Here is a 14,123-nt window from a genome sequence, read left to right as displayed (position 1 = left end):
CGGGTCACCCAGGGCCGATGTCAGCACGCAGGCCAAGCATCAGTCGGGCAACAGCCTGTTCATCGACCGTCGCCAGTGACCCGTCAGCATGATGGGCACCGTGGTTCGCGGGAGGGGCTCAAGTCGGCGCGGTTCTCGCCGATACCCTTTATTCATCCCAACCTCCCCATCCACGAGAGTGTTCATGCTGACCTCATTGCGACTGCGTATTCTCATCGCCACCCTGACGGTGATTGCCGTGGCGTTGATCATCAACGGCGCGGCCAGTTACTTCACCGTCGAATCCCACAACGAACGCCAGATCGACCAGAACCTCCGGGCCGTGGCGCACGGCAACGGTCAGGCCATCGAGGAATGGGTCGACGCCCGCATCGGCATGCTCGAGGCCCTGGATGCCGTGGCGACCAGCGAAAGCCCCATGCCCGCTCTCGAGCAGTTGCTGGTGTCCGGCGACTTCATGAATACCTATATCGCCGATCCGGCGAATGGTGACGTCGTCTTCTCGGCCAGCGAGACCCCGGATGGCTACGACCCGCGCGAGCGTCCCTGGTACCGCCAGGCCGTGGAGGCCGAGTCCACCGTGGTCACCGCGCCCTACGAGGACGCCACCTCAGACAAGCTGGTGGTGACCTTCGCCACCCCCTTCTACCGCGACGGCCAGTTGATCGCCGTGGCCGGCGGCGACGTGGCCATCGACGCCATCGTCGATATCGTCGACCAGATCGCCCCCACTCCCTCGAGCCTGGCGTTCCTGGCGTCCGCCGACGGCACCCTGGTGGCCCATCCCGATCCCGAGATGAGCCTCGAGCCGGTCGGCGAGCTCTCCCCGGCCCTGACGCCTGCGTCATTGAGTGAGCTGCCCGAAGTCGAGGCCCCCAGGCATGTCATGCTGGGCGAGTCGGACAAGCTGCTGCGTGGCCAGCCCATCGACGGTACCGACTGGCAACTGGTGGTGGCGCTGGACGAATTCGAGGCCACTGCCGGCCTGCGAGGCGTGATGAGCGCTTCCGCGATCACCCTGGTGCTGGTCGCCCTGGGTGCGGCCATCCTGCTGGGTGCCTTGCTGCGTGTCGTCTTCCGTCGCCTGCTGGCGGTGCGCGATGCCATGGACAACGTGGCCAGCGGCAGCGGCGACTTGACCCGAAGGCTGCCGGCGGACGGCAAGGACGAAGTGGCGCAGATCGCGACAGCCTTCAACCAGTTCGTGTCGCGCATGGAAGAGGTGATGACCACCATCCGCGACAGCAGCGAATCGGTGCGGGTCGCCGCCACCGAGATCGCCACCGGCGGGCAGGACCTTTCGCGCCGCACCGAGAACGCCGCCTCCAGCCTGCAGCAGACCTCGGCCTCCATGGAGGAAATCACCAGCACCGTGGAGCACACCGCCGAGTCCTCGCGTCAGGCCAACGGCCTGGCCGAATCCTCCTCCGATGTCGCCCGGCGCGGCGGCGAGGCGGTCGACCAGGTAGTCGAGACCATGCAAGGCATCAGCGACTCTTCGCGGCAGATCAGCGAGATCGTCAGCGTGATGGACAGCATTGCCTTCCAGACCAACCTGCTGGCGCTCAACGCTTCGGTGGAGGCGGCCCGCGCTGGTGAGCAAGGACGCGGCTTCGCGGTGGTAGCCGACGAGGTCCGTCAGCTGGCAAGCCGCAGTGCCGAGGCGGCCAAGCAGATCAAGGGCCTGATCGATACCTCCGTGGAACGCACCGAGGAAGGCGCCAGCCAGGTGCGCCAGGCGGGTGAGACCATGGCCGAGATCGTCGAGAGTGTCACCCGGGTGACCGATGTGCTGGGCGAGATCACCGCCGCTACCGGTGAGCAAAGTGAGGGCATCAGTCAGGTCAATGTGGCGGTCTCCGAGCTTGACCGCATGACCCAGCAAAACGCCGCCCTGGTGGAAGAGTCGACCACCGCCGCCGAACAGCTCAAGGATCAGGCCGACCGCCTGTCCGCTGCCGTGGGCGGCTTCACCCTGAGCCAGCGTCGTGCCGACACGACTTCGGCTCGCACCGAGCCGGCACCTCGGCAGGTCGAGTCAGGCACCGAGTTGGTGTAAGGAAGCTTTGGCGTATTGCGAGCCTTTTGGCAGAAGAAACAAGCTCCATGGCTCTTCTTTCTGTGCGGTATGGAGTCAGTCGATGACAGATGATCTTGCCCTGCTGGAAGCGCAGCAGGATGTCCATGAGCTGATTGCCCGTCAGGCGCCGCTGGACAACACGCTGGACGCTATCGCCGGCTGGGCAGGTATCCTGCTGCCCGGCGCCAGCGCCGCCTTCATGCGTTTCGATCAAGCCCGGTGCACGCTCAGCTTGTTGCCCAGCCAGCGTTTTTCCAAGCGTTACTGCGAACGCCTTCAGCAGGTCGGGATCGGGCCGAATGCGCCCTCCTTTGGTGCAGCTGGCTACTGGCGTCGGCCAATGGTCACGGTCAACATCGTAAGCGATGCACGTTGGCATGACCTGCGGCGTGATGCGCTGGACGAAGGGTTGCAGGCTTGCTGGTCCTGCCCGGTACTGAACGCGTCCGGGGAGTTGCTGGGCACCTTCGATGCCTATTTTCGAGAGTCCGCGGCCCCTGCCGAGAGCAGCCTTCAGTGGTTGCGGCAGGGCGCTGCGCTGGTGGCGCTTGCCATCATGCGTGACCAGGAAAGCCGTTCTCACCGGGCATTGGCCGAGTGGTACCGCTCCCTGTTTGATAACCATCCGGAAGGGGTCTATGAGTTCGACCTGGAAGGGCGTTTCCAGCGTGGTAATACGGCCCTTGAACGGATATCCGGCTATGCAGAAGAAGCGCTTGTGGGACGGCATTTCAATGATTTCATCGACCCTGAATATCGGGAGCTCACTCAGGATGCCTTCGATGCAGCAAGGTCAGGAGAGACTCGCCATTACGAAACGGCCGGCATCCATGCCAATGGCCACGTCTATCATCTGGAAATCACCAATTTTCCGGTGACCATCGATGAAGACGTTGTCGGTGTCTATGGTATTTGTCGCGATATCACTCAGCGCAAGCACCAGGAATCCGACCTTCGATTATTGCAGCGAGGAATCGAGGCGAGCCCGGTCGGGGTGATCATGGCCGATGCCACACAGGAAGACATGCCGCTGGTCTATGCCAACGATGCCTTCTGCCGGATAACGGGCCATGAATTCAGCCAGGTCATCGGCAGGAACTGTCGTTTCCTTCAGGGCAGTGAGACCGCCCCGGCGAGCATAGACACCATCCGTGATGCCTTGCGAAGGTGCTCCGCCGTGGAGGTCACACTGCTCAATTATCGTCAGGATGGCTCGACATTCTGGAATAATCTGTCGATCAGCCCTGTGGTCGACGAGACGGGTAAGTGCACCCACTTCATCGGGACGCTGGAAGATATTACCCAACAGTTGGAACAGGAAGCGCAGCTTGCCTATCAGGCGTCGCATGATGTGCTGACGGGGTTAGCCAACCGTTCCGCCCTGGATGGTCGTCTCGAAAGTGAGTTTCGCTCAAGCCGTGAGCAGCGCCATACGCTGGTCGTGATGTACCTCGACCTTGATGGTTTCAGGGTTATCAATGATGGCCTGGGCCACCATGTGGGCAACCTGCTACTGGCCGCTGTCGCCGACCGACTGCGTCTGTTGCTCGGAGCCAGCGATACATTGGCCCGTATCGCCAGCGATGAGTTCGTCATGCTGTTTCCGGGGTTCGAGAACCGGAACGAAGTGACGGATAAGGCACAGTCAATTCTCGATGCATTTGATATGCCCATCGAGATCGCGGGACGTGAGTTGTACATCAGTACCAGTATTGGAGTGGCCTACACTGATGCCGGCACCGTATGTTCCCAGGAGTTGCTGCAAAATGCGGGATTGGCACTGGAAGAGGCGAAGCGTCAAGGGCGCAACACCTGGCAGTGGTACAAGGAAGGTGTCAGACAGCGCATCAATGCCAGATGCCTGTTACGACATGATATGCAGGTGGCGCTGCGTGAGCAGCAGTTCGAGCTCTATTATCAGCCGATCGTGGAGGCGTTCAGCGGGCGAATTCGCAGTGTCGAGGCCCTGGTCCGGTGGCAGCATCCCGAGCACGGGCTGATCTCTCCAGCGGAGTTCATTCCCCTGGCTGAACAAACCGGGCAAATCATCACACTGGGACGCTGGGTGCTGAGGCATGCGTGTCAGAGCATGGCGGATCGTCTGGCGCAGGGTGAGCGAGTCTTCCCGGTCTCGGTCAACATCTCGCCCCTGCAGTTTCGGCGCGATGGTTTCCTGGATGAAGTCACGCGCATTCTGGACGAGACACAACTTCCGCCTGAACTCCTCGAACTGGAGGTGACCGAAAGCATCCTGATGCGGGGCGCCGAACAGGCCATTGCGCTGATCGGGAAATTGCGCGAGCGGGGCATCACGATTGCCATCGACGATTTCGGTACGGGCTTCTCCAGCCTCAGTTACCTCCGCGATCTACCCATTCACAGGGTCAAGCTGGATCGTGCCTTCATCCAGGATATTCTGACCTGTTCGGGCAATGCGGCCATCGTACAGGGCATTATCACCATGGCCCATCACATGAATCTGCAGGTCGTCGCGGAAGGCATCGAAACCTTTGATCAGCAGCGGGATCTTGGCCGTCGCCAGTGTGATCTACTGCAGGGATTTCTGTTCGCGAAGCCAATGCCGCTGGATCGGCTGCAAGCACTACCCGACCGGTTGCCTGAAGCAACCGGGCAGGCCACCGGTCGTGAGTATCGCTCCGGCGTTTACGGTCTCGCGAATTGGCAGGCGATATGAGCGAGGTCATTGCCAGGGAGCTTGCCCAAGCGCGTCTAGTAGCTTCAGGTATCTTCGGTGCCTGGCTAAAGTTCCCGAAAGTGCGGTCGATACCCCTCTCAGAGACTTTTATTCACCAGCCAGAGGCGGCACGGTATGGCGAGCATTTCTTCACTCGGCGTGGGGTCGGGGCTTGAACTCAATAGCCTGCTCAACCAGTTGCAGGAGGCCGAACGGGCCAAGCTCGAACCGATTCAGCAGCAGGTGCAGGAGCAGGAGGTCAAGATCTCCGCCTACGGCGAGCTGGAGAGCGCGCTTTCGTCCTTCGGCGACGCGGCCGACAAGCTCAGTGACCCCGAGCTCTTTCAGGGCCATGAGGCCAGTATCAGCGGCGATGCCTTCAAGGCCTCGGCCGACAGCGATGCCGCCAGCGGCGAATACAACGTCACCGTCAACGATCTGGCGACATCCGGCAGCCGGGCGACCCAGCGCGTGGCCGATCCTGAAGCCGAGCTCAACAGTGCCGACACCACGCTGGACCTCAGCTTTCAGGATGCCGGGTTGGATCACAGCGTGAACATCGCCGCCGGCAGCACCCTGGCAGACGTACGCGATGCAGTGAACGCCGATCCGGACGCCGCGGTGAATGCCTCGATCATCGACGATGGCACTGGGCATCGGTTGGCACTGATGTCCGAGGATACCGGCGAGCAGGCCAGTATCACCGGCACCAACTTCGCGACCATGGCCGACCAGGTCACGCTGAGTGCTACCACCGAAACCCAGGGAGGGCAGGATGCCAGTCTGGAGGTCAATGGCATCGCCATCACCAGCACCACCAACCGGGTGGAGGGGGCCATCCAGGGCGTGGACCTGGATCTGCAGCAGGAGGGGTCGAGCACTTTGAGCGTGGCGCGTGACGACGAATCGATTCGCGAGGCGGTCACCGGCTTCGTGGAGAACTACAACGCTTTGAAAGAAGCTACCGATAACCTGACGGCCTTCAACGGCGAGGGTAGCCAGGCTGGTGCCCTCAATGGTGACAGTGCCGTGCGCACCATCGAGTCCCGCCTGCGTGGCGATCTGTCCAGCGGTGGTCAGGCGGGGGGCGAGCTCTCGATGCTCAGCGATGTGGGGCTCTCGATGAACGTGGATGGCACCCTGGAGCTCGATCAGGATGAGCTGGATAGTGCCCTGGTCGAGGACCCCGCCGCCGTCGAGACCTTTTTCGCCGGTGATGACACTACCCCCGGCCTCGCGGAGCGTCTCACCGAGACCACCGAACAGCTGACCAGCGACACCGGCGCTCTGGGCAATGCCATTCAGGGTGCCGAGAACCAGATCGATCGGCTTGGTGAACGCTATACCCGTACGGAAGACAGCATCGAGCAGACCGTGGAGCGTTACCGCACCCAGTTCAATCAGCTCGACAGCATGGTAGCCCAGATGAATCAGACCAGTAGCTACCTCACACAGCAGTTGAGCGGCATGAACTCTGGTGGCGGCGGCGGGCTATTGTAATCTTCTGGCTCCTCACCTCTTCTCCTCCTCGCGAGACCCGGCCCGATAGCCGGGTTTTTTGTGTAAAGTTTTTGCGTTCGTGGCCGATAAGCCTTGGCAGGGCCGTAACAGGCGATCATGTAGAGGCAACCTCCATGGCTAGCATTTCATCACTGGGCGTCGGTTCCGGCCTCGATCTCAGCGGTCTACTCGACCAGCTGGAATCTGCCGAACGGCAGAAGCTCAATCCCATCACCGAGCGGAAGACCCAGGAACAGGCGAAAATCTCTGCCTATGGTCGCCTGCAGTCCGGATTGAGCGAGTTTCGCGATACCGTTGCCGAGCTCAATGACGGCGCGCTCTATCAGAGTCTTTCGGCCAGCGTGCTGGGCGAGGGCATGACGGCTACCACCGGCGAGGAGGCCAGCCCCGGGCGCTACGAAATCACCGTGGACCAGACCGCCCGCGCCGGCAGCCTGGCGAGCACTCGGGTGAGCGACCTGGAAAAGCCCCTGACCGGTGCGAGTGCCACCCTGGACCTGACCTTCGGCAATGGCAGTACCAGTGCCAGCATCGAGTTGGCGGAAAATGCCAGCCTAGAGGGGATCCGCGACACCATCAACGACGACCCCGATGCCGGGGTGGACGCCTCCATCATCAACGATGGCACCGGTTACCGTCTGGTGCTCAGCTCCCGCGAGAGCGGGGCCGATGCCGGGCTTGCCAGCATGGCCTTCACCGATCTGGCGGGCGGGGTGACCCTGGGCCAAGATGCCGATACCCATCAGCAGGGCCTCGATGCCGAGCTCGATATCAATGGCATCGCCATCACCAGTGCGTCCAATACCGTCGAGGGTGCCATTCAAGGCGTGACGCTGGCGCTCGACCCCGCCGCCTCCGGCGAGACCCTGAGCCTGGTGGTGGAGCAGGACGAGGAATCGGTCAAGGAGGCGATCACCGCCTTCGTCGATACCTACAATAAGCTGAAGTCCACCATGGGACGCATGACCGAGGCTACCGGGGATGCCTCGACCGCCGGCGAGCTGGTCGGTGACCGCACGTTGCGCAATATCGCGTCTGACATGAGCCGTGCCCTGGTCGACCCCGTGAGCGATGGCGAGCTCAGCATGCTGTCGCAGTTGGGTATTTCCCTGCAGGCCAATGGGCGCCTGGAGCTGGATGACAGCAAGCTGGACGAGGCACTGACCGAGACCCCGGAGGCGGTGAGCGAGTTCTTCGCCGGTACCAGCGAGGAAGGTGGCATGGCGGGCCGGCTGGACGAGACACTCGGCCAGATGCTCGGTGATGAGGGCAGCATCGAGAGCGCCATCAGCAGCTCCGAGGCACAGGTCAGCCGCCTCGAGGATCGTTATATTCGCACGGAAGAAAGCGTCGAGCGCACCGTCGAGCGCTATCGCAAGCAGTTCAGTCAACTGGATGGCATGATCGCGCAGATGAATGCCACCAGCGCCTACCTGACCCAGCAGTTGTCGACCCTCGCCGGCCAGTCAAATCAGGGTTGATCCCGTTCGTTTTCCCCGATGTTGCCCGCCATCCACATGGAACGTCGCCAGAGAAATTATCTCTCGACCCTAAAGTCAAGCGCCCTATCGGCCGTTAAACCATATAACGGCCTATGGCGCCGTGGTGGCAGGCCCCGCCGAACGGACGGGGTGGCCGATGGAGCCCTCAACCCAGAAGGAACGATCCCATGTCTGTGATCAATACCAACATCACGGCCCTGATCGGGCAGAACAACCTGAGCAGTTCCCAGAACTCCCTGCAGCAGGCCCAGGAGCGCCTGTCTTCCGGCCTGCGCATCAACAGCGCTGCCGACGATGCCGCCGGCCAGGCCATCGCCAACCGCATGACCAGCACCGTGACCGGCCTGGATCAGGCCTCGCGCAACGCCAACGACGGCATCTCCCTGGCCCAGACTGCCGAGGGTTCCCTGAACCAGGTCAACGACAACCTGCAGCGTGTCCGCGAGCTGACCGTCCAGGCGCAGAACGATACCAATACCGCCCAGGATATCGACTCCATCCAGGAAGAAGTGAATGAGCGCCTGGCGGAAATCGATCGTGTGACCAGTCAGACTGAGTTTAACGGTCGTTCAGTTTTTGATGCGAATGGTACGGCTGGAACCTCGTTTTCGATCCAAGTGGGGGCTAAAGACGGCGAAACCATTAGCATCGATATTGCAGGTGCAAGTGGAAGTGGAACTTCCACTACTTCCGGTGGTTGGAATATGTACTCAAATACTGGGACAGATGTAAGTACTCAGACTGTTGGTGATGAGAGTCGTAGCGGAGTCGCGAATGGGTTTGATGTTCTTGAGACTGATGCCCTATCAGTCCTCGACGACAAGATAAGTGCTGTAGACGAAACACGCAGTAACTTGGGTGCCATGCAAAACCGCTTCGAGACGGCACTGGATAATATCGAGACCACCTCGACCAATCTGACCGAGGCGCGCTCGCGTATCGAGGACGCCGACTACGCGGAAGAGGTGTCGAACATGACGCGGGCCAATATCCTCCAGCAGGCGGGTACCTCCATGCTGGCCCAGGCCAACCAGACGCCGCAGAGCGTGCTCTCCCTGCTGGGCTAAGCCGTTCCCCTTGAATCGCTGAATGCCTTGTCATCGGCCTCAAGCTCTGCCTTGAGCGGCCGATAACCGTGACAAGGCATCGTGAAGTTCATCCTGGAGATTTGACATGTCCGTCATCAATACCAATATCACGGCCCTGATCGGGCAGAACAACCTGAGCAGTTCCCAGAACTCCCTGCAGCAGGCCCAGGAACGCCTGTCCTCCGGCCTGCGTATCAACAGCGCCGCCGACGATGCCGCCGGCCAGGCCATCGCCAACCGCATGACCAGCACCGTGACCGGCCTGGATCAGGCCTCGCGGAACGCCAACGACGGTATCTCCCTGGCCCAGACTGCCGAAGGTTCCCTGAACCAGGTCAACGACAATCTGCAGCGTGTCCGCGAGCTGACCGTCCAGGCGCAGAACGATACCAATACCGCCCAGGATATCGATTCCATCCAGGAAGAGGTGAATCAGCGCCTGGCGGAAATCGATCGCGTCACTAGCCAGACGCAGTTCAACGGCCGCGACCTGTTTGCTGGAGGCACCGATCAGGATTTCAGTATCCAGGTTGGTTCTAAAGACAATCAAACGATTGATATCAGCATCGCAGCAGCAGAGGCAGATGGCAGCGCCTCGACTGGTGGTGGCTGGAATATGTATGCAACCGCTGCCGGGACTAATGGGTATGTCGCCGCAGGCACTGGAGCTGGTGAACTAGGCACAGTGGCTGGTGTTGCTCGAGAACAGGACGCTCTTGGTTTCGATGTACTGCAAGGCGATGCTCTTGCCACACTAGACGACCGTATTTCCGCTGTTGATGAATCACGCAGCAACCTGGGTGCCATGCAGAACCGTTTCGAGACGGCACTGGATAATATCGAGACCACCTCGACCAATCTGACCGAGGCGCGCTCGCGCATTGAGGATGCCGACTATGCGGAGGAAGTGTCGAACATGACACGGGCCAATATTCTTCAGCAGGCCGGGACCTCCATGCTGGCCCAAGCCAATCAGACGCCTCAGAGTGTGCTCTCGCTGCTGGGCTAAGCGGTCCTGCCCGTTTCAAACAGCAGATAACCCGGGCTCTAGCCCGGGTTTTTCTTGCCTTGGCAGCAGCCACACCTTGCTAGATTGGCGGCAATCGCCAATCCGTGCCACTCCAGTTCATCGAGGGTTCCATGGCCAGGAAGAAGTCCCGCCAGAAGACATCGGTCCACAAGTCATCCGGAAAGCGTACCGGTCGGCATTGGAAACGCGTGCCCGAGCATGCGGACCTGGGCGTGCCCAAGCCGGAGGTCGATCGTTTCATGGGGCTCTACAAGGCCAAGCGCCTGGTCGACGCGGAGCAGGCGGCCCAGTCGATGACCGAGCGCTACCCGGAGAGTGCCTTCGCCTGGAAGGCGTTGGGCACCACCCTGCTCGAGGATGGGCGAGTGGACGAGGCCCTCGAGCATCTGCACCGCTCGGTCGATATCAAGGATTCGGACCCCCTGTCGCTGACCAGCCTGGCGGCGGTCTATTACCGTCAGGGCGAGAACGACCAGGCCGTTCGCTACCAGACGCGCGCCGTGGAGCTCCAGCCCGATTATGCCCCGGCCCAATATCGCCTGGCCGAGATGCTGCAATCGGCGGGCAAGCACACCAAGGCGCTGGAGCATGCCAGCAAGGCCCGAGAACTGGGGCATGACGCTTTCCGTAGCGGCATCCTGGTCGGTTCCCTGCTGTACCAGACCAAGTATTTCAGTCAGGCGCTCGATATCTATCAGCAGCTCGAGCGTGATTATCCCGGCCAGGCGCCCGTCTATAACAACCTGGGCAATCTCTACAAGGATATTGGGCAATACAAACTGTCCGAGACTTACTACCAGCGAGCCCTGGAGGCGCAGCCTGACTATGTCATGGCCTACTCCAACATCTTCTTCGCCAAGCACTACAACCCCGATGTCAGCCAGCAGGCGATCGTCGACTTCGCCAAGGGTTGGGACTCACGCTTCGCGCTACCGCCGCTGCCCGCGCCGGCCAACCCGAAGGATCCAGCGAAGCCGCTGCGCGTCGGCCTGATTTCTTCCGGGTTTCGCATTCATCCGGTGGGGCAGATGATCGCCACGGCCATGGAGCATAGCCGGCCGGACATTCATTTTTATGCCTATACCACCAATGACCACGACGACTATGTGACCCGCAAGATTCGCGAGGCCACACGCGTCTGGCGGCCGGTGCGCCATCTGGGGCAGGAAGCGCTGGCCCGGCAGATCCGCGACGATGCCATCGATATCTTGATCGATCTTTCGGGCCACGGTGATGGTAGCTGCCTGCAGGCGATCTCCATGCGGCCGGCGCCGCTATGCATCAAGTGGGTTGGTGGCCTGGTCAATACCATGGGGCTGTCGTCCATCGACTATCTGCTGTCGGATGCCATCGAGACGCCCGAAGGCGTGGACGATCAGTACACCGAGAAGCTGATTCGCCTGCCGGATGATTACATCTGCTATATGCCGTGCCCCTATGCGCCGGCCACCGCGTCCCTGCCGGCCATCAAGAACGGCTATGTGACCCTGGGTTGTCTGAACAACCCGGCCAAGATCGGCGAGACGTTGCTGGGCGAGTGGGCCAGGCTGATGTACGAGCTGCCCGACAGCCGGCTGTTGCTGCGTGGTGCTCAGTACGAGAGCGAGGACTTCTGCGGGTGGATCCGCCAGACCCTCGCCGAGCATGGCATCGCGGAGTATCGCGTCCTGCTCGAAGGGCCTACCAAACATGCGGAGTTCCTCGAGACCTATCAGCGCATCGATATCGCCCTGGACAGCTGGCCCTACTCTGGCGGCCTGACCACCTGCGAGGCCATGTTGATGGGCGTGCCGGTCGTGACCCTGCCGGGGCCGACCTTCGCGGGCCGTCACAGTGCCACCCACCTGATCAACGCCGGCTTGCAGGAGCTGGTGACTAGCAGTTGGGACGAGTACCGCCAGCGGGTGCTGGAACTGGCCAACGACCTGCCCAACCTGGCGGTGATCCGCGCCGGCCTGCGCACCGTGCTGCATTACTCGCCGGTCTGCGACGCGCCACGCTTCGCCCATCACTTCAACAATGCCCTGAGGGCCATCTGGCAGCGCCACTGTGACGACAAGGCCCCCGAGGCCCTGACCTTCAACAAGGAAGGCGACGCCTGGTTTGCCGATGAGGGTGAGCGAGTCGACCTGGTGGAGGCGCGTGAAGAGGAAGAACCGGAACCCACTGGCTTCGAATGGCAGCTCGATGAGCCCGTTACCGTGATCGATAATGCCGCCGTGCTGCCCCGCCACCCGGATTACGCCAAGTGGATGGCCAGCGGCCACCTCGCGGTGATCAGCTTCGACCCCGCCAGCCTGCTCAACAACAAGATTGAAGCGTTGCAGGAGTACGGCGAACTGCATCACTACCCTCACGCCCTGCTCGGCGACGGCCAGCCCGCCACGCTCTACGCCACCCTGGATGCCGAGAAAGGCAGTACCCTGAAGCCCCTTCCCGCAGAACAGCTGCCGGAAGATCAGCATGACAAGCTCAAGGTACTCACCGAGTTATCCATCAATACGGTTGCGCTCGATCAGGTCGAGGGTCTTCCCAGCGTCGACATGCTGGTGCTGGACGACCTGCACGAAGCGATGCAGATCCTCGAGAACGGCGAGCGGACGCTAAAAGACACGCTGCTGATCCAGGTGAAAGTCGCCTTCCAGCCGACGCATGAGCGCCAGCCGAATTTCGCCGAATTGCAGCACTGGGCAAGTCGGCACGGCTTCCGCTTCTATCGTTTTGAGAGCATGAGGCATTGCAGCCACCTTCCTGAGGTCGTGCCGGAGACACAGCGCCAGGCGACCGAGCTATTGACCGCTGATGTACTCTTTATGCCCAGCCATGAACGCATAAAAATGCTAGATGACTCTCAGCGCACCAAGCTCGCCTTTCTATTGCATACGATTTATGGAATTCAGGATATGGCATATGCATTGTTGTGCGAAGTTAGTCAGAAAAAGTCTGAGACATTTTTAGCTAGAGAAGGGTTGTTAGAGTTTTCCGGTTGTGGACGTTCCCTCAGAAACCAGTCATCGGCTGAAGCTGACCTAAAAAGAAGAAAGGTTTTTGTCGTTGGTTTCCCAAAGTCTGGAACTTCGACCATTCAGAAAGCACTGGAAGAAACAGGCTATTCATCTGCTCACTGGAGAGTAAGAGAGGGGTTTGTCGGTGAGTTGATGTACAAGGGGTTAAGTGAAAAAAATGATCCCTGGTATTTTTTGAGTGATTATGATGCAATTGCTCAGTCAGATGTGTGCATGCCAATAAAGGGGTATAGTTACTGGCCAAATCTTGATCTCGATGTGATTGGAAGGCTTCGTGATAAGCACCCTGGTTGTTTGTTTGTTCTCAATTATCGGAATCCGAAAGAAACTGCTTATAGTATAGCGAGATGGGGTGATTTTTTAGATAGGCTTAAATCCTCTAGTGTACCTGGTTTGAGATTTCAGGGGGTGGATGATGTTTCTGATCTAGAGGCATGGGTCGCGCGTCACCATGACAAGGTTCGAGATTTTTTTGAGGGCGATGATAACTTTCTGGAAGTTGATATAGCTGATGAGTCCGCACCTCAGTTGATTGGGGAGGCGCTAGGTCTTGAGCTGGCATGGTGGGGAGTGGTCAATAATAATGCATCTAACAAAAAAAATGCGCTTCCTGACCAACCTCATATGTCTGATTCGGAGCGCCAGTTATTTAGTGGTTGTCTCAGCCAGGCAGAGAATTACTTTGAGTTTGGGGCTGGCGGCTCGACAGTATGGGCTGTCAAGGAAGGGCTTGATGTTAAAGGGGTCGAGAGTGACATCAACTGGGTGAATGCACTTAAAAAGGAGCTTGGTCCTCCTTGCCGAGTCAAAGCGGTGGGTATCGGTCCGACCACGGAGTGGGGGTTCCCGGCTGACGCGAAAGAGAGCCACACTTTCCCTGAATACAGTCGAGCAATATTTCAGCACAGTCAGCCTTTTGACCTTGTTTTGGTAGATGGGCGTTTTCGTGTAGCTTGTACCATGACGGCTATCGAGCATATTGCTAGAAATCCCTGTAATGGGCGTGATGCTTACATATTTATTCATGACTTCTGGAATCGGCCGCACTATCATGTGGTGCTCCAGTTTCTCGACGTCGTGGAGTCGGTAGAGTCGGCAGGTGTGTTCCAGGTCCAGAAAGACGTTGATCTGAATGCTGTCAGAGAAACTTGGAAGCAGTATGCCTGCCAACCGGCATGATT

The 14,123-nt window shown here is 59.9% G+C and carries 7 protein-coding genes; all 7 read left to right on the top strand.

Going from position 1 to position 14,123, the window contains the following annotated elements; translation table 11 throughout:
* Window positions 1-184: 184 nt before the first annotated feature.
* Complete coding sequence (locus tag QWY79_RS06280) at window positions 185-2,059, top strand: methyl-accepting chemotaxis protein (RefSeq protein WP_290270979.1); 1,875 nt, start codon at window positions 185-187, stop codon at window positions 2,057-2,059.
* Between the two features lie 82 nt (window positions 2,060-2,141).
* Entirely contained in the window at window positions 2,142-4,775 is a 2,634-nt protein-coding gene (locus tag QWY79_RS06275; protein ID WP_290270977.1) for a sensor domain-containing phosphodiesterase, read from the top strand.
* A 135-nt stretch (window positions 4,776-4,910) separates the two neighbouring features.
* Window positions 4,911-6,275 (top strand): flagellar filament capping protein FliD, encoded by a 1,365-nt coding sequence (gene fliD / locus QWY79_RS06270; RefSeq protein WP_290270976.1) that lies wholly within the window; start codon window positions 4,911-4,913, stop codon window positions 6,273-6,275.
* A gap of 134 nt (window positions 6,276-6,409) precedes the next feature.
* Window positions 6,410-7,777: a flagellar filament capping protein FliD gene (gene fliD / locus QWY79_RS06265; protein ID WP_290270974.1), complete on the top strand. Its 1,368-nt coding sequence runs from the start codon at window positions 6,410-6,412 to the stop codon at window positions 7,775-7,777.
* A gap of 188 nt (window positions 7,778-7,965) precedes the next feature.
* On the top strand, window positions 7,966-8,865 hold the full coding sequence (locus QWY79_RS06260; protein ID WP_290270973.1) for a flagellin N-terminal helical domain-containing protein: 900 nt from the start codon (window positions 7,966-7,968) through the stop codon (window positions 8,863-8,865).
* Window positions 8,866-8,971: 106 nt separating this feature from the next.
* Window positions 8,972-9,895, top strand: coding sequence for a flagellin N-terminal helical domain-containing protein (locus QWY79_RS06255; RefSeq protein ID WP_290270971.1), 924 nt, complete (start codon window positions 8,972-8,974; stop codon window positions 9,893-9,895).
* A 131-nt stretch (window positions 9,896-10,026) separates the two neighbouring features.
* Window positions 10,027-14,121 carry an O-linked N-acetylglucosamine transferase family protein gene (locus QWY79_RS06250; RefSeq protein WP_290270969.1) on the top strand — a complete coding sequence of 1,365 codons (4,095 nt, stop codon included), beginning with the start codon at window positions 10,027-10,029 and terminating at the stop codon, window positions 14,119-14,121.
* The last annotated feature ends 2 nt before the right edge of the window (window positions 14,122-14,123 follow it).

It is taken from the genome of Halomonas sabkhae, assembly GCF_030409265.1.
GTDB classification, from domain to species: domain Bacteria; phylum Pseudomonadota; class Gammaproteobacteria; order Pseudomonadales; family Halomonadaceae; genus Halomonas; species Halomonas halmophila.
The sequence above is the reverse complement of the archived record's forward strand: the minus strand, read 5'-3'. Positions and strand labels throughout refer to the sequence as shown.